General features: G+C 55.7%; 18 protein-coding genes. 16 read left to right on the top strand and 2 right to left on the bottom strand.

All coding sequences use genetic code 11. The features are described from left to right. Positions 1–4: 4 nt before the first annotated feature. Genes tauB through tauD form a run of 3 tightly spaced genes read left to right on the top strand, consistent with a single transcriptional unit; the run spans position 5 to position 2,435 of the window. The gene (gene tauB, locus AC2CF9_RS14355) at positions 5–772 is read left to right on the top strand and encodes a taurine ABC transporter ATP-binding subunit (RefSeq protein WP_484557305.1); all 768 of its coding nucleotides are present in this window, start codon (positions 5–7) and stop codon (positions 770–772) included. Further along, positions 769–1,599 (top strand): taurine ABC transporter permease TauC, encoded by an 831-nt coding sequence (gene tauC, locus AC2CF9_RS14350; protein WP_145339886.1) that lies wholly within the window; start codon positions 769–771, stop codon positions 1,597–1,599. Before tauB ends, tauC begins: the two co-directional genes overlap by 4 nt. Next, positions 1,596–2,435 carry a taurine dioxygenase gene (tauD, locus tag AC2CF9_RS14345; protein WP_039380866.1) on the top strand — a complete coding sequence of 280 codons (840 nt, stop codon included), beginning with the start codon at positions 1,596–1,598 and terminating at the stop codon, positions 2,433–2,435. Before tauC ends, tauD begins: the two co-directional genes overlap by 4 nt. A 168-nt stretch (positions 2,436–2,603) precedes the next feature. Here the strand turns inward: tauD and AC2CF9_RS14340 are convergent, their stop codons facing one another. Next, positions 2,604–4,508, bottom strand: a complete 1,905-nt coding sequence (locus tag AC2CF9_RS14340; protein ID WP_484557304.1) for an ABC transporter ATP-binding protein — start codon at positions 4,506–4,508, stop codon at positions 2,604–2,606. 115 nt (positions 4,509–4,623) lie between these two features. Between AC2CF9_RS14340 and kefG the strand changes: the two genes are divergently transcribed. The 4 genes from kefG (at position 4,624) to slyD (ending at position 8,005) form a co-directional block, all read left to right on the top strand. Further along, positions 4,624–5,175 (top strand): glutathione-regulated potassium-efflux system ancillary protein KefG, encoded by a 552-nt coding sequence (kefG, locus tag AC2CF9_RS14335; protein WP_484557303.1) that lies wholly within the window; start codon positions 4,624–4,626, stop codon positions 5,173–5,175. Further along, a complete protein-coding gene (gene kefB, locus AC2CF9_RS14330) occupies positions 5,175–6,977 on the top strand; it encodes a glutathione-regulated potassium-efflux system protein KefB (protein ID WP_150018489.1) in 1,803 nt (600 codons plus the stop codon). Before kefG ends, kefB begins: the two co-directional genes overlap by 1 nt. A 95-nt stretch (positions 6,978–7,072) precedes the next feature. After that, positions 7,073–7,267 carry a YheV family putative zinc ribbon protein gene (locus AC2CF9_RS14325; protein WP_039380854.1) on the top strand — a complete coding sequence of 65 codons (195 nt, stop codon included), beginning with the start codon at positions 7,073–7,075 and terminating at the stop codon, positions 7,265–7,267. A 195-nt stretch (positions 7,268–7,462) separates the two neighbouring features. Then, entirely contained in the window at positions 7,463–8,005 is a 543-nt protein-coding gene (gene slyD, locus AC2CF9_RS14320) for a peptidylprolyl isomerase (RefSeq protein WP_150018490.1), read from the top strand. 61 nt (positions 8,006–8,066) lie between these two features. Here the strand turns inward: slyD and AC2CF9_RS14315 are convergent, their stop codons facing one another. Then, positions 8,067–8,285 (bottom strand): protein SlyX, encoded by a 219-nt coding sequence (locus tag AC2CF9_RS14315; protein ID WP_039380849.1) that lies wholly within the window; start codon positions 8,283–8,285, stop codon positions 8,067–8,069. A gap of 279 nt (positions 8,286–8,564) precedes the next feature. On the opposite strand from AC2CF9_RS14315, the gene fkpA reads away from it, so the two are divergent. From fkpA to AC2CF9_RS14270, 9 genes are all read left to right on the top strand, one after another. Further along, positions 8,565–9,395, top strand: a complete 831-nt coding sequence (gene fkpA, locus AC2CF9_RS14310; RefSeq protein ID WP_039380847.1) for an FKBP-type peptidyl-prolyl cis-trans isomerase — start codon at positions 8,565–8,567, stop codon at positions 9,393–9,395. A gap of 192 nt (positions 9,396–9,587) precedes the next feature. Then, a complete protein-coding gene (locus tag AC2CF9_RS14305; protein ID WP_065648594.1) occupies positions 9,588–10,310 on the top strand; it encodes a helix-turn-helix transcriptional regulator in 723 nt (240 codons plus the stop codon). Beyond that, positions 10,310–10,696, top strand: coding sequence for a sulfurtransferase complex subunit TusD (gene tusD, locus AC2CF9_RS14300; RefSeq protein WP_484557302.1), 387 nt, complete (start codon positions 10,310–10,312; stop codon positions 10,694–10,696). The genes AC2CF9_RS14305 and tusD overlap by 1 nt, the downstream gene beginning before the upstream one ends. Continuing rightward, positions 10,696–11,055, top strand: coding sequence for a sulfurtransferase complex subunit TusC (gene tusC, locus AC2CF9_RS14295; RefSeq protein WP_484557301.1), 360 nt, complete (start codon positions 10,696–10,698; stop codon positions 11,053–11,055). Before tusD ends, tusC begins: the two co-directional genes overlap by 1 nt. A 9-nt stretch (positions 11,056–11,064) precedes the next feature. Beyond that, positions 11,065–11,352, top strand: a complete 288-nt coding sequence (tusB, locus tag AC2CF9_RS14290; RefSeq protein WP_150018493.1) for a sulfurtransferase complex subunit TusB — start codon at positions 11,065–11,067, stop codon at positions 11,350–11,352. Positions 11,353–11,476: 124 nt separating this feature from the next. Then, positions 11,477–11,851 carry a 30S ribosomal protein S12 gene (gene rpsL / locus AC2CF9_RS14285; RefSeq protein WP_010616440.1) on the top strand — a complete coding sequence of 125 codons (375 nt, stop codon included), beginning with the start codon at positions 11,477–11,479 and terminating at the stop codon, positions 11,849–11,851. 96 nt (positions 11,852–11,947) lie between these two features. After that, positions 11,948–12,418: a 30S ribosomal protein S7 gene (gene rpsG, locus AC2CF9_RS14280; protein WP_007886246.1), complete on the top strand. Its 471-nt coding sequence runs from the start codon at positions 11,948–11,950 to the stop codon at positions 12,416–12,418. 93 nt (positions 12,419–12,511) lie between these two features. Further along, positions 12,512–14,626, top strand: coding sequence for an elongation factor G (gene fusA, locus AC2CF9_RS14275; RefSeq protein WP_150018494.1), 2,115 nt, complete (start codon positions 12,512–12,514; stop codon positions 14,624–14,626). A 69-nt stretch (positions 14,627–14,695) separates the two neighbouring features. Continuing rightward, the coding region (locus AC2CF9_RS14270) for a GTP-binding protein (RefSeq protein ID WP_484557300.1) at positions 14,696–15,072 on the top strand (377 nt) is incomplete at its 3' end.

Raw genomic sequence — 15,072 nt, 5'->3', positions numbered from 1 at the left:
CCGTATGCTCAGCATCACGCATCTCAACGCACGTTACGCCGGCCAGCCCGCGCTGCAGGATATCAACCTGCAGCTGGACAGCCGTGAATTGCTGGTGGTGCTGGGTCCATCCGGCTGTGGCAAAACCACGCTGCTGAACCTGATTGCCGGCTTTCTGCCGCTGGAGTCCGGCAGCATTACGCTGGATGGCAAAGCGGTGACCGGGCCAGACGCCAGGCGCGGCGTGGTGTTTCAGCATGAAGGGCTGCTGCCGTGGCGCAACGTGATCGATAACGTGGCATTTGGCCTGCAGCTGGCCGGTATGGCAAAAGCGGATCGTCACGCCGTTGCCCGCCGGCTGATTCGCAACGTCGGGCTGGAGGGGGCAGAAAAGCGTTTTATCTGGCAGCTCTCCGGGGGGCAGCGTCAGCGCGTGGGGATTGCGCGTGCGCTGGCGGCCGATCCGCAGCTGCTGCTGTTAGATGAGCCCTTTGGCGCGCTGGATGCGTTTACCCGCGAGCAGATGCAAACCCTGTTGCTGACGCTGTGGCGCGACACCGGCAAGCAGATCCTGCTGATTACCCATGACATAGAAGAAGCGGTGTTTCTGGCCAGCGAACTGGTGCTGCTGTCGCCCGGACCGGGGCGCATAGTGGAACGGCTCAGGCTCAATTTTGGTCAGCGCTTCGCAGATGGCGAACCGTGCCGCAGCATCAAATCCGATCCGGCGTTTATCGAACGCCGTGAATATGTGCTGAATCAGGTGTTTGCCAGGCGGGAGGCGTTTGTATGAGTGCAGTTATTGATGAGAAACGTGGTGCAGCGCGCACCCGCGGCCTGCGCTGGCCGCTGTCACGCCAGCTGTCGCTTAGCCTGCTAAGCATCGCGCTGCTGCTGCTGGTGTGGTGGGGCGTGACGGCGCTGGGGCTGATTGCACCGCTGTTTCTGCCCGCGCCGCAGCAGGTGCTGCAGAAACTGCTGCTGATTGCCAGTGCGCAGGGTTTTATGGACGCCACGCTGTGGCAGCATCTGGCCGCAAGCCTGACGCGCATGCTGGTGGCGCTGTTTTTTGCCGCGCTGATTGGTATCCCGACCGGCATTGCGATGGGACTGAGCCCGGCGCTGCGCGGGCTGCTCGATCCGCTGATTGAGCTTTACCGGCCGGTGCCGCCGCTGGCCTACCTGCCGCTGATGGTGATCTGGTTTGGTATTGGTGAAACCTCAAAGATTTTACTTATCTATCTGGCGATTTTTGCGCCGGTAACGCTGGCCACGCTGGCCGGCGTAAAGAACTGCCGGCAGGTCCGCGTGCGCGCGGCACAGGCGCTTGGCGCATCCCGCTGGCAGTTGCTGCGCTTTGTGATCCTGCCGGGCGCGCTGCCGGAGATCCTGACCGGTCTGCGTATCGGGCTGGGCGTCGGCTGGTCGACGCTGGTGGCTGCAGAGCTTATCGCCGCCACGCGGGGCCTGGGGTTTATGGTGCAGTCAGCAGGAGAGTTTCTTGCTACGGATGTGGTGCTGGCGGGTATCGGCGTCATTGCCGTTATCGCATTTAGTTTAGAAGTGGGTCTGCGCGCGCTGCAACGCCGCCTGACGCCCTGGTATGGAGAGCAGCAATGAACGAACGTCTTACTTTTACCGCGCTGGGCCCCTGGATCGGCGCGCAGGTCAGCGATGTCGATCTCAGCCGTCCGCTGAGCGATGCGCAGTTTGAACAGCTCTATCACGGCCTGCTGCGTCATCAGGTGCTGTTTTTACGCAACCAGGTGATTACGCCGCAGCAGCAGCGGGCGCTGGCGGTGCGTTTTGGCGATCTGCATATTCATCCGGTCTATCCGCATGCGGCTGGCGTGGAAGAGATCATCGAGCTGGATACCCATCAGGATAATCCGCCGGATAACGACAACTGGCATACCGATGTCACCTTTATTGAAACACCGCCGGCCATTGCCCTGCTGGCCGCGAAACTGCTGCCGGAAAGCGGGGGCGATACGCTCTGGAGCAGCGGGATTGCCGCTTATGAAACCCTTTCTGAGCCGGTTAAGCAGCTGCTGAGCGGGTTGCAGGCGGAGCACGATTTTAAAAAGTCGTTTCAGGAGTATAAATATCGCCGCACGCCGGAGGAGCATCAGCGCTGGCAGCAGGCGGTGGCTAAGCATCCCCCGGTCCGACATCCGGCGATCCGCACCCATCCGGTCAGCGGGCGTAAGGCGCTGTTTGTGAACGAGGGGTTTACCACGCGTCTGCTGGGCGTCAGTGAAAAAGAGAGCGACGCGCTGCTGAATTATCTGTTTGCACACGCCACGAAGCCGGAGTTTCAGGTGCGCTGGCGCTGGCAGGAGAACGACATCGCTATCTGGGATAACCGTGTCACGCAGCATTACGCCAATGCCGATTACTATCCGGCGCGCAGGATTATGCATCGAGCGACGGTGTTAGGGGATGTGCCGTTTTAACGCGTTGCGGTGGTGAGCCAGGTCGGCATAAATGCCGACCCTACAAAGAGATAATCTGTAAGAGACGGATCCGTCATGGAGGCGTTTATTGCGGTGGTGGGCTGGTGGGCATAAATGCCGCCCCTGCAGAAGAGATGAAAGCTGCAGGGTTGGCACAGATGCTGACCGTTAATTCGCCAGCATCTGCTCCAGCTGCTCCTGCGCATCCAGCCACGCCATTTCGGCGTCTTCCAGCGCCGATTTGCTCTCCGCCTGGCGCTGCAGGGCGGCGGTTAAATCGGCTTTGCGGCTTTGATCGTAAATCGCGCTGTCGGCCAGCAGGGCTTCAGCCTCGCTCAGCTGACTCTGCCATTTCGTCATCTGCTTCTCCAGCTTCTCAATCTCTTTGCGCAGCGGCTGCGTCTGCGCGCGCAGCTCAGCATCGCGACGCTTCTGATCTTTGCGGGACTGAGCGCTATTGGCATTATCCTGCTTTGGTGCGGCATCCTGCTGCGCCTGCTGCTTTTGCAGGTCGCTCAGCCACTGCTGATAGTCATCCAGATCGCCGGCAAACACGTCCACTTTGCGGTCGTGAACCAGATAGAGATCGTCAGTGGTGGAGCGCAGCAGATGCCGGTCATGCGACACCACCACCAGCGCGCCTTCAAAATCGATAAGCGCTTCGGTCAGCGCCTGACGCATGTCGAGGTCGAGATGGTTAGTTGGCTCATCCAGCAGCAGCAGGTTGGGGCGCTGCCAGACGATGAGCGCCAGCACCAGGCGCGCTTTTTCGCCGCCGGAAAAACGCGCGGTGGCTTCGCTGACTTTATCGCCCTGAAAGCCAAAACCGCCCAGGTAATCGCGCAGCTGCTGCTCCAGTACGGCTGGCGCGATACGCGCCAGATGCTGCAGCGGTGACTCCTCAGCGCGCAGATACTCAAGCTGGTGCTGCGCGAAATAGCCGAGCTTAATGCCTTTCGCCAGACCCACTTTGCCCTCCAGCGGATCGATTTCTCCCGCCAGCAGCTTGATCAGCGTAGATTTACCCGCACCGTTTCGGCCCAGCAGACCAATACGCGATCCCGGCACCAGATTGAGCTTGATCGCGTCAAGAATAATGCGATCGCCATAACCTGCCGTGACCTTTTCCATTTTCAGCAGCGGGTTGGGCAGGCTTTCCGGCGCGCGGAAGCTGAAGCTGAACGGGTTATCCACGTGCGCTGGCGCAATCAGCTCCATGCGCTCCAGCATCTTAATGCGGCTCTGCGCCTGTTTGGCTTTGGTCGCCTGGGCGCGGAAGCGATCAATATACTTCTGCAGGTGCGCCACTTTTTCCTGCTGGCTTTGATAAAGCGCCTGCTGCTGCGCCAGTTTAGCGACGCGCTGCCGCTCAAAAGAGCTGTAGTTGCCGGTATATTCAATCAGCGTCTGCTGCTCAATATGAATAATTTTATCCACCACCGGATCGAGAAAGTCGCGGTCGTGTGAGATCAGAATCAGCGTGCCTTCATAGCTTTTCAGCCAGCGCTCCAGCCAGATCACGGCGTCAAGATCGAGGTGGTTAGTCGGCTCATCCAGCAGCAGTAAATCGGAGCGGCACACCAGCGCCTGCGCCAGGTTGAGACGCATGCGCCAGCCGCCGGAGAAGTCGCTGACCGGTCGCATCAGCTGCTCCTGGCTAAAGCCCAGACCGTGCAGCAGACTGGCCGCGCGCGCATGTATACTCCACGCCTGAATCGCATCCAGCTTGCCGTGCAGCAGCGCAATCGCGTTGCCGTCATCGCGCGCGTTGGCATCCGCTAATTCAGATTCAAGCTGACGATATTCGCGGTCGCCGTCGATAACATATTCCAGCGCGGCTTTACTCAGCGCTGGCGTCTCCTGGTTGACCCACGCCAGCGCCCAGCTGCCGGGGAAGGTGACGCTGCCGGCATCGCTGCTGATTTCACCTTTAAGCAGCGACAGCAGGGTGGATTTGCCGCAGCCGTTTTTACCCACCAGGCCCACTTTCTGGCCGGGGTTAATGGTTGCGGTTGCGTTGTCCAGCAGCACAGTGGTGCCGCGTCGTATCTGTAGTGCGGAAAAGACAATCATAGGCGCCGTGTCGTCAGAATATGGTAATTTATCGGCAACATAATTCGATAATGTTTAGTTGCGTTGAGCATGGTAGCGGAATTCCGCTGCGGTGACGACGCTTTGGAGGGGAAGGATGTCGCAGCCACCAAAAATTTTGCTGCTTTACGCCCATCCGGAGTCACAGGATTCGATCGCCAATCGGGTTTTGCTGCAGTCGGCCAGGGAACTTGAACACGTCACCGTGCACGATTTATATGCGCACTATCCGGATTTTTTTATAGATATTCATTATGAACAGCAGCTGCTGCGCGACCATGAGATCGTCGTGTTTCAGCATCCGCTCTATACCTACAGCTGTCCTGCCCTGCTGAAAGAGTGGCTGGATCGCGTACTGTCACGTGGTTTTGCCAGCGGCGTGGATGGGAATGCGCTGGAGGGGAAATACTGGCGCAGCGTAGTGACCACCGGTGAGCCTGAAGCGGCCTATCATCACGACGGCCTGAACCGCTATCCGATGAGCGATATTATGCGGCCATTTGAGCTGACGGCGCAGATGTGCCGTATGCACTGGATGACGCCGATGGTGATCCACTGGGCGCGGCGGCAGACGCCTGAAACGCTGCGTCATTTTGCCCGCGCCTACGGCGACTGGCTCGCGTCACCACTTCCGCAGGGAGGAGTGTAATGCAAGGTGAAACGTTACTGACAGCGGGCGTCATCTATCTGGTGGCGGCGGTGCTGGTCGTGCCTGTTGCTGCCCGGCTGGGAATTGGTGCCGTGCTGGGTTATCTGCTCGCCGGTATTGCGATCGGCCCGTGGGGACTGGGTTTTATCAGCGATGTGGATGAGATCCTGCACTTCTCCGAGCTGGGCGTCGTGTTTCTGATGTTTATCATTGGCCTGGAGCTGAATCCAGCCAAACTCTGGTCACTGCGCCGCTCAATTTTCGGCGTCGGCGCGGCGCAGGTGATATTTTCTGCGGCGATCCTTGGCGTGCTGCTCTGGCTGAGCGATTTCAGCTGGCAGGCGGCTGTGATAGGCGGCATCGGTCTGGCTATGTCCTCTACGGCTATGGCGCTACAGCTGATGCGCGATAAAGGAATGAACCGCAGCGAATCAGGACAGCTGGGCTTTTCGGTGCTGCTGTTTCAGGATCTGGCGGTGATCCCGGCGCTGGCGCTGGTGCCGTTACTGTCCGGCGGCGACAGCGGGCACGTTGACTGGCTTAAAGTTGCGATGAAAGTGCTGGCCTTCGCCGGCATGCTGGTGGGCGGCCGTTATTTACTGCGCCCCATTTTGCGCTTTATTGCCGCTTCCGGCGTCAGAGAAGTGTTTACCGCCGCCTCGTTGCTGCTGGTACTGGGCTCGGCGCTGTTTATGGATGCGCTGGGCCTGTCGATGGCGCTGGGCACCTTTATCGCCGGGATCCTGCTGGCGGAGAGCGAGTACCGGCACGAACTTGAAGTGGCTATCGAGCCGTTCAAAGGGCTGCTGCTGGGCCTGTTCTTTATCTCTGTTGGTATGGCGCTGAACCTTGGCGTGCTCTATACCCATATCGTGGCTATTCTGATCGGCGTACTGGTGCTGGTGGCGATAAAAGCGCTGGTGCTTTACGTGCTGGCGCGCATTTACGGCCTGCGCAGTTCAGAGCGTCTGCAGTTTGCGGGTGTGCTCAGCCAGGGCGGTGAATTTGCGTTTGTCCTGTTCTCCGCCGCGTCATCCGCCCATCTGTTCAGCGGCGATCAGCTGCCGCTGCTGCTGGTCACGGTGACCCTCTCGATGATGACAACCCCGCTGCTGATGCAGGGCGTGGATAAGATTCTGGCCCGTCGCTTTAATGACAAAGATGACAGTGATGAGAAGCCCTTTGTGGAGGACGATCAGCCGCAGGTTATTGTAGTGGGTTTTGGCCGCTTCGGGCAGGTGGTAGGGCGTCTGCTGATGGCTAACAACAAGCGCATCACGGTGCTGGAGCGGGATATCTCTGCGGTCAGCCTGATGCGCAAGTATGGCTATAAAGTTTACTACGGTGACGCCACCGAGCTGGAGCTGTTGCGGGCCGCAGGCGCAGAGAATGCGCAGTCTATTGTTATTACCTGCAGCGATCCCGAAGATGCCATGACCATTGTGCACCTCTGCCAGCACCATTTTCCGCAGCTGGAGATTCTGGCGCGGGCGCGCGGGCGCGTTGAAGCGCACGAACTGCTGCAGGCGGGCGTCACGCTATTCTCCCGTGAAACGTTCTCCAGTGCGCTGGAGCTTGGCCGCAAGGCGCTGATTTCTCTCGGCATGCATCCTCATCAGGCGCAGCGTGCGCAGCAGCATTTCCGCCGGCTGGATATGCGCATGCTGCGTGAGCTGATGCCTGGCCATGATGACAGCGTGCAGGTCTCCCGCGTGCGTGAAGCGCGACGCGAACTGGAGGATATCTTCCAGCGTGAGATGCAGCATGAAAAGCGGCAGATAAATGGCTGGGATGATGAGTAAGCCGGCAGCGTAAGCCATTCAGAGCCACCGCTGCAATTTGCGGTGTGCAGGGTATACACTTAAAGTTTCCGTGAACAACAGGCGGGCAGGAAAAAATGCGTAAACGTTTTATCGCCGGTGCGGTCTGTCCGCACTGTCAGGAAAAAGACACCCTGGCCATGTGGCGCGAAAACAGTGTCGATGTGGTGGAATGCGTAAAATGCGGGCATCAGATGCGCGAGGCCGATAAGCAGGCGCGCGATCAGATCCGCAGTAATGAGCAGGTGATCGGCATTTTTCATCCCGAGTAGCGTGCCGGCACAGCTTTTTTTACGCTTAGACTTACAGTGGTGTTGAATTCCGTTACAATCGGCGCCACTAACGCTGAATGGTCTGCATATTCTGCAGAGTAAATCTGTTCAGCTTTAAACCTTTCTGGTTGGTTATTGCACGCAAAAATAGACCAATGAGACGGGATCCTTAGTTCTCAACGGTTAGGAGATATCATGAAAGTAGCAAAAGACCTGGTGGTGAGCCTGGCGTATCAGGTTCGTACCGAAGATGGCGTGTTGGTTGACGAGTCACCGGTAAGTGCACCGTTAGACTATCTGCACGGTCATGGTTCCCTGATTTCTGGTCTGGAAAAAGCGCTGGAAAATCACGCGGTCGGCGACAAGTTTGACGTGCATATCCCGGCAAACGATGCTTATGGCCAGTATGATGACAATCTGGTACAGCGCGTACCTAAAGATGTCTTCATGGGTGTGGATGAGCTGCAGGTTGGCATGCGCTTCCTGGCAGAAACCGACCAGGGCCCGGTGCCGGTTGAAATCACTGAAGTAGAAGATGAGCACGTTGTGGTTGATGGTAACCATATGCTGGCTGGTCAGAACCTGAACTTCAACGTGGAAGTGGTTGCTATCCGCGAAGCCACGGAAGAAGAGCTGGCGCACGGTCACGTGCATGGCGCAGATGGTCATCATCACGACCACGATCACGGTCATGACCACGACCATGGTCACGGCGGCGGTTGCGGCTGCAACCACTAAGCGTTGCCGGTATAAAAAGGCCACCTGCGGGTGGCCTTTCTGTTTCCGCTGCCGGCAGGCATTAATAATGCGGCGGAGGTGTCTCTTCCGACGGCGAAGCGACCATTGAGGGCGCTGCCGCTTTAACTTTGTCGACCAGCAAGCGGACGTGTTCCCGCAGTCTGCTCATCTCCAGTTCATGTTCGACCACCGTCTGATTAAGCTGCTCAATGGTGTCTTCCTGAAAAGCCAGCTTGCTCTCCAGCGCTTCAAGGCGCCGATCCCAGTCTGTCTGTTGCATCGTTACTCCTCCTGTCATCGTACTGCGCATTGATATGAACCGGCGTGATTCTACGGCCTTTGCGGTCAGAATCACCTGATATTTACCCGGCGTTTATCTCCTGCCATTGAATTTACCCGTAGCGCCTACATCTCAGATGAAACTTCCTGAAGCAAAAAAGGTCGGAGGTTAACCGGGTAATTACACTGCGGGAGTGTTCGTTGCTGCCGCGTAAAGTTATAGTGTGGACCACTGTCCGCAATGATTCCCGAGGTTTGAAGCTTCGGTTTTGGAGAAAGGATGAAATCACTGTTTAAAGTCACATTGTTAGCTACCACTATGGCTGTCGCACTCAATGCACCGCTGGCGATGGCAGCAGAAACCGCTGCAGCTCCGGCTGACGCGGCGCAGGCTGCGCCACAGGCACCAAAAAATGCTGCTTTCAAAAACGAAGATCAGCAATCTGCCTATGCACTGGGTGCTTCGCTGGGTCGCTACATGGACAACTCTCTGAAGGAACAGGAGAAACTGGGCATCAAACTGGACAAAGATCAGCTGATTGCTGGTGTTCAGGACGCGTTTGGCGGTAAAAGCAAACTCTCTGACCAGGAGATCGAACAGACCCTGCAGGCCTTTGAAGGTCGCGTGAAGGGTGCTGCTCAGGCGAAGCTGGAAAAAGATGCAAAAGAGAATGCTGACAAAGGCAACGCTTTTGCTGAAAAATTCGCGAAAGAGAAGGGCGTGAAGAAGACCGAATCTGGCCTGCTCTATCAGGTGGAGAAAGAGGGCAGCGGCGCCGCACCTAAAGATAGTGACACTGTTGTAGTCAACTACAAAGGTACGCTGATCGACGGCACCGAATTTGATAACTCTTACACCCGTGGCGAACCGCTCTCTTTCCGTCTGGATGGCGTCATCCCGGGCTGGACTGAAGGCCTGAAGCACGTGAAAAAAGGTGGCAAGATCAAACTGGTGATCCCGCCGAACCTCGCTTACGGCAAAAACGGCGTACCGGGTATTCCGGCCAACTCCACGCTGGTGTTTGATGTAGAACTGCTGGATATCAAAGCAGCACCAAAAGCGGATGAAAAAGCACAGGCTCCGGCCGCTGCTGAGAAAAAAGCGCAGTAATTGCTCTGTTCTGCCGCCTTCGGGCGGCAGTTCCCTCTGCATTCCCCCGCACGTTCAATTCCTGCTGCATATGTGCAAAGCTCTGGCTAAAGCGGGCGACATTTGCCAGACTATCGCCTGCATAATGATCATAAGATGAGTCTGCCCCAATGCTGTCGCGACAGGCTCCAGCCACGTAGGGTAATGTCTTCGATGTCTAATCCATTTAATCCCGGTGAACTGACTGACTTCGATTTACTGGAGCAGCGCCCTTTTGAGCAAGCAGATTACGATATTCTCAAATCTTACGAGGCAGTGGTTGATGGTCTGGCGATGCTGATTGGCTCGCACTGCGAAATCGTGCTGCACTCGCTGGAAGATCTGAAATGTTCAGCTGTACGTATCGCTAACGGTGAACATACGGGGCGTAAAGTCGGATCGCCGATTACCGATCTGGCGCTGCGCATGCTGCATGATATGCATGGCGCTGACAGCAATGTCTCCCGCGCCTACTTTACGCGTGCCAAAAGCGGTGTTCTGATGAAATCGGTCACCATTGCTATTCGTAATCGCCAGCAGCGCGTCATTGGTTTGCTCTGCATCAATATGAATCTGGATGTACCGTTCTCGCAAATCATGTCGACCTTTATGCCGCCAGAGATGCAGCAGGTCGACTCAAGCGTAAACTTTGCCAGTTCAGTAGAAGATCTGGTGATGCAGACGCTGGAGTTCACCATTGAAGAGGTCAGCGCGGATCGCAACGTCTCTAACAACGCCAAGAACCGGCAGATCGTGCTTAATCTCTATGAGAAAGGCATTTTTGATATCAAGGATGCCATCAATCAGGTTGCTGCTCGTCTGAATATCTCCAGGCATACGGTCTATCTCTATATACGTCAGTTTAAGAACGGCGATTTTCAGGGGCAGGATCGCTGATGCGCTATACCCTGCTGGTGACCGGGCCAGCTTACGGCACCCAGAACGCGACCAGCGCGCTGCTGTTTGCCCGTGCGCTGATTGCTGCAGGCCACGAGCTGGAAAGCATATTTTTTTATCGTGAAGGTGTGCTGAACGCCAGCGAGCTGAGCGCGCCTGCCAGTGACGAAGCTGATATTGTGCGCAGCTGGCAGCAGCTGCACGACGCCTGCGGTGTCGCGCTTAACGTCTGCGTGGCTGCCGCGCTACGGCGTGGTATTACCGATCGGCAGGAGGCAGCGCGTTTACAGCTGGCGGGCAGCAACCTGCAGCCGGGTTTTGAACTCAGCGGTCTGGGCGCACTGGCTGAAGCGGCGCTCAGCTGCGATCGTCTGGTGCAGTTTTGATGAACCGCGTTGCGTTCCTCTTTACCCGCGCACCACACGGCAGCAGTGCCGGCAGGGAAGGGCTGGATGCCGTTCTGGCTACCGGCGCCCTGAGCGAAGAGGTTGGCCTCTTTTTTATCGGCGACGGTGTGCTGCAGCTGACTGAGCAGCAGCAGCCGGGGATCATACTGGCGCGCGACTATATCGCCACCTTTGGTGTGCTGGCGCTCTATGATATTGAGCAGTGCTATATCTGTCAGCATTCGCTACTGGCGCGCGGAGTGAGCCTGAGCGCAGAACGCGTGTTAACTGCCCAGGTGCTGGAGAGTGACGCACTACGCCAGACGCTTGCCTCTTTCGATCGCATTATCTGTTTTTGAGAAACTGCCATGCTTTATACGCTGATGAACTCCCCCTGGCAGTGTGATATCGAAACGCTGCTGCTGCTGCTGCGCCCGGAGGATGACCTGCTGCTGCTGCAGGATGGGGTTACCGGCGCGCTGCAGGGCAGCACAATGCTGGCCCGGCTCAGCGCGGCACCGGCCACGCTATGGGTGCTGGAAGAGGATGTGGCCGCACGCGGATTATCTGCTCAAATTTCAACCAGTATTGCCCGTCTGGACTATACTGGATTCGTTGCGCTGACGATTAAGCATCAACAGCAAGTGGCCTGGTAAACGCGAAAACCTGGTTATTTCTTGACACCCTATAGGCACAGCCCTAAAATTCTGCCTCCTCGTAGAAATGCGAGGTGATTTATTACGTGTTTACGAAGCAAAAGCTAAATCCAGGAGCTATTTAATGGCAACAGTTAACCAGCTGGTTCGCAAACCACGCGTTCGTCAGGTTGCTAAAAGCAACGTGCCAGCGCTGGAAGCTTGCCCGCAAAAACGTGGTGTTTGTACTCGTGTCTACACCACTACCCCGAAAAAACCAAACTCAGCACTGCGTAAAGTTTGCCGTGTGCGTTTGACTAACGGTTTTGAAGTTACCTCCTACATCGGTGGTGAAGGTCATAACCTGCAGGAACACTCCGTGATCCTGATCCGTGGCGGTCGTGTTAAAGACCTGCCAGGTGTGCGTTACCACACCGTTCGTGGCGCGCTGGACTGCTCAGGTGTTAAAGACCGTAAGCAGGCTCGCTCCAAGTATGGCGTGAAGAAGCCAAAGGCTTAATGGTTCTCCGTTAAGTAAGGCCAAACGTTTTAACTTTAATGTCAAAATAAACTCGTAGAGTTTTGGACAATCCTGAATTAACAACGGAGTATTTCCATGCCACGTCGTCGCGTCATTGGTCAGCGTAAAATTCTGCCGGATCCTAAGTTCGGATCAGAGCTGCTGGCTAAATTTGTAAATATCCTGATGGTAGATGGTAAAAAGTCTACTGCTGAATCAATCGTCTATACCGCACTTGATACCCTGGCTCAACGTGCTGGTAAAGATGGTCTGGAAGCTTTCGAAGTTGCACTCGAAAACGTACGTCCGACTGTCGAAGTGAAGTCACGTCGCGTTGGTGGTTCAACCTACCAGGTTCCAGTTGAAGTCCGTCCGGTTCGTCGTAATGCTCTGGCAATGCGTTGGATCGTTGAAGCTGCTCGTAAACGCGGTGATAAATCAATGGCTCTTCGCCTGGCGAACGAACTTTCTGACGCTGCAGAGAACAAAGGTACTGCAGTTAAGAAACGTGAAGACGTTCACCGTATGGCTGAAGCCAACAAGGCGTTCGCACACTACCGCTGGTAACAGCAAGGTAGTCGTTATTAACCCAGCGGGCGTCCCAGTGGCTTACCTGCTGGGCTTTTTTAACTATGAACGTCTCAGAATCAGAGGAATCAAATGGCTCGTAAAACACCCATTGAGCGCTATCGTAATATCGGTATCAGTGCTCACATCGACGCCGGTAAAACTACCACTACCGAACGTGTTCTGTTCTACACCGGTGTAAACCATAAAATCGGTGAAGTACATGACGGCGCCGCAACCATGGACTGGATGGAGCAGGAACAGGAACGTGGTATTACCATCACTTCCGCTGCGACCACCTGTTACTGGTCTGGTATGGCTAAGCAGTTTGAGCCACACCACGTCAACATCATCGACACCCCGGGACACGTTGACTTCACCATCGAAGTAGAGCGCTCTATGCGTGTGCTTGATGGCGCAGTTATGGTTTACTGTGCGGTTGGTGGTGTTCAGCCACAGTCTGAAACCGTATGGCGTCAGGCTAACAAATATAAAGTTCCACGCATCGCGTTCGTTAACAAAATGGACCGCATGGGTGCTAACTTCCTGAAAGTTGTTGATCAGATGAAAGTGCGTCTGGGTGCAAACCCGGTTCCACTTCAGCTGGCAATCGGCGCAGAAGAGAAATTCACCGGTGTTGTTGACCTGGTGAAAATGAAAGCCATCAACTGGAACGATGAAGATCAGGGCGTTACCTTCGTTTACGAAGATATCCCGGCTGATATGCAGGATCTGGCTGACGAATGGCGTGCGAAGCTGGTTGAATCTGCAGCTGAAGGTTCTGACGAGCTGATGGAGAAATTCTTCGGCGGCGAAGAGCTGACTGAAGAAGAGATCAAAACGTCTCTGCGTAAGCGCGTTCTGAACAACGAAATCATCCTGGTAACCTGTGGTTCTGCATTTAAGAACAAAGGTGTTCAGGCGATGCTGGATGCGGTAGTTGAATACCTGCCAGCACCGACTGACGTTACCGCGATCAACGGTATGCTGGACGACGGTAAAGACACACCGGCTGAGCGTCACTCTGACGACAACGAGCCGTTTGCTGCGCTGGCGTTCAAAATCGCAACCGACCCGTTTGTTGGTAACCTGACCTTCTTCCGCGTTTACTCTGGCGTGGTTAACACCGGTGATACCGTGTTCAACCCGGTCAAGTCAAACCGTGAGCGTCTGGGCCGTATCGTTCAGATGCACGCTAACAAGCGTGAAGAGATCAAAGAAGTTCGTGCGGGCGACATCGCTGCTGCGATCGGCCTGAAAGATGTGACCACCGGTGACACCCTGTGTGACCCGGATAACGTCATCATCCTTGAGCGCATGGAGTTCCCGGAGCCGGTAATCTCTATCGCCGTTGAGCCGAAAACCAAAGCTGACCAGGAAAAAATGGGTCTGGCTCTGGGTCGTCTGGCGAAAGAAGACCCATCATTCCGCGTATGGACTGATGAAGAGTCTAACCAGACCATCATCGCTGGTATGGGTGAGCTGCACCTCGACATCATCGTTGACCGCATGAAGCGTGAATTCAACGTTGAAGCGAACATCGGTAAACCTCAGGTTGCGTATCGCGAAGCGATCCGCTCTAAAGTTACCGGTATTGAAGGTAAACACGCCAAGCAGTCTGGTGGTCGTGGTCAGTATGGTCATGTTGTTATCGACATGTACCCACTGGAGCCGGGTTCAAACCCGAAAGGCTACGAATTTATTAACGACATTAAAGGTGGTGTGATTCCTGGCGAATACATCCCTGCCGTTGATAAAGGTATCCAGGAGCAGCTGAAGTCTGGTCCACTGGCGGGTTACCCGGTAGTTGATCTGGGCGTGCGTCTGCACTTCGGTTCTTACCATGACGTTGACTCCTCAGAGCTGGCGTTTAAACTGGCTGCTTCTCTTGCGTTTAAAGACGGCTTTAAGAAAGCAACCCCGGTTCTGCTTGAGCCAATCATGAAGGTTGAAGTAGAAACGCCAGAAGAGAATACCGGTGACGTTATCGGTGACCTGAGCCGCCGTCGTGGTATGCTTAAAGGTCAGGAATCTAACGCTACCGGCGTTCAGATTCACGCTGAAGTCCCGCTTTCCGAAATGTTCGGTTATGCAACTCAGCTGCGTTCACTGACAAAAGGCCGTGCTTCTTACTCCATGGAGTTCCTGAAGTACGATGATGCGCCGAACAACGTCGCTCAGGCCGTTATTGAAGCTCGTGGCAAATAAGGCTACGGTTTAAAAATTGTTAACTGATGCCTTCATCAATGATGAAGGCATAACGTAAGGATTATCGCCATGGCGAAAGAGCAATTTCAGCGTAACAAACTGCACGTAAACGTGGGCACCATCGGTCACGTTGACCACGGTAAAACCACCCTGACTGCAGCAATCACCACCGTTCTGGCTAAAACCAACGGCGGCCAGGCACGTGCATTCGACCAGATCGACAGCACCCCTGAAGAAAAAGCACGTGGTATCACCATCAACACCGCACACGTAGAGTACGAAACCGCAGGCCGTCACTATGCACACGTTGACTGCCCGGGACACGCCGACTACGTGAAAAACATGATCACCGGTGCTGCGCAGATGGATGGCGCGATCCTGGTTGTTGCTGCGACTGATGGCCCGATGCCACAGACCCGTGAGCACATCCTGCTGGGTCGTCAGGT

This window comes from Pantoea sp. SYBGC1 (genome assembly GCF_057197005.1).
Note: the sequence above shows the minus strand (reverse complement) of the source record. Positions and strands in the feature narration are given on the sequence as shown.

Bases quoted from the DNA above. Each gene is read 5' to 3' on its own strand.
- fkpA (WP_039380847.1), top strand. From the start codon at position 8,565: ATGAAATCACTGTTTAAAGTCACATTGTTAGCTACCACTATGGCTGTC.
- tusB (WP_150018493.1), top strand. From the start codon at position 11,065: ATGCTTTATACGCTGATGAACTCCCCCTGGCAGTGTGATATCGAAACG.
- AC2CF9_RS14340 (WP_484557304.1), bottom strand. From the start codon at position 4,508: ATGATTGTCTTTTCCGCACTACAGATACGACGCGGCACCACTGTGCTG.
- AC2CF9_RS14315 (WP_039380849.1), bottom strand. From the start codon at position 8,285: ATGCAACAGACAGACTGGGATCGGCGCCTTGAAGCGCTGGAGAGCAAG.
- kefG (WP_484557303.1), top strand. From the start codon at position 4,624: ATGTCGCAGCCACCAAAAATTTTGCTGCTTTACGCCCATCCGGAGTCA.
- kefB (WP_150018489.1), top strand. From the start codon at position 5,175: ATGCAAGGTGAAACGTTACTGACAGCGGGCGTCATCTATCTGGTGGCG.
- rpsL (WP_010616440.1), top strand. From the start codon at position 11,477: ATGGCAACAGTTAACCAGCTGGTTCGCAAACCACGCGTTCGTCAGGTT.
- slyD (WP_150018490.1), top strand. From the start codon at position 7,463: ATGAAAGTAGCAAAAGACCTGGTGGTGAGCCTGGCGTATCAGGTTCGT.
- rpsG (WP_007886246.1), top strand. From the start codon at position 11,948: ATGCCACGTCGTCGCGTCATTGGTCAGCGTAAAATTCTGCCGGATCCT.
- tusC (WP_484557301.1), top strand. From the start codon at position 10,696: ATGAACCGCGTTGCGTTCCTCTTTACCCGCGCACCACACGGCAGCAGT.
- AC2CF9_RS14305 (WP_065648594.1), top strand. From the start codon at position 9,588: ATGTCTAATCCATTTAATCCCGGTGAACTGACTGACTTCGATTTACTG.
- tusD (WP_484557302.1), top strand. From the start codon at position 10,310: ATGCGCTATACCCTGCTGGTGACCGGGCCAGCTTACGGCACCCAGAAC.
- fusA (WP_150018494.1), top strand. From the start codon at position 12,512: ATGGCTCGTAAAACACCCATTGAGCGCTATCGTAATATCGGTATCAGT.
- tauC (WP_145339886.1), top strand. From the start codon at position 769: ATGAGTGCAGTTATTGATGAGAAACGTGGTGCAGCGCGCACCCGCGGC.
- tauD (WP_039380866.1), top strand. From the start codon at position 1,596: ATGAACGAACGTCTTACTTTTACCGCGCTGGGCCCCTGGATCGGCGCG.
- AC2CF9_RS14325 (WP_039380854.1), top strand. From the start codon at position 7,073: ATGCGTAAACGTTTTATCGCCGGTGCGGTCTGTCCGCACTGTCAGGAA.
- tauB (WP_484557305.1), top strand. From the start codon at position 5: ATGCTCAGCATCACGCATCTCAACGCACGTTACGCCGGCCAGCCCGCG.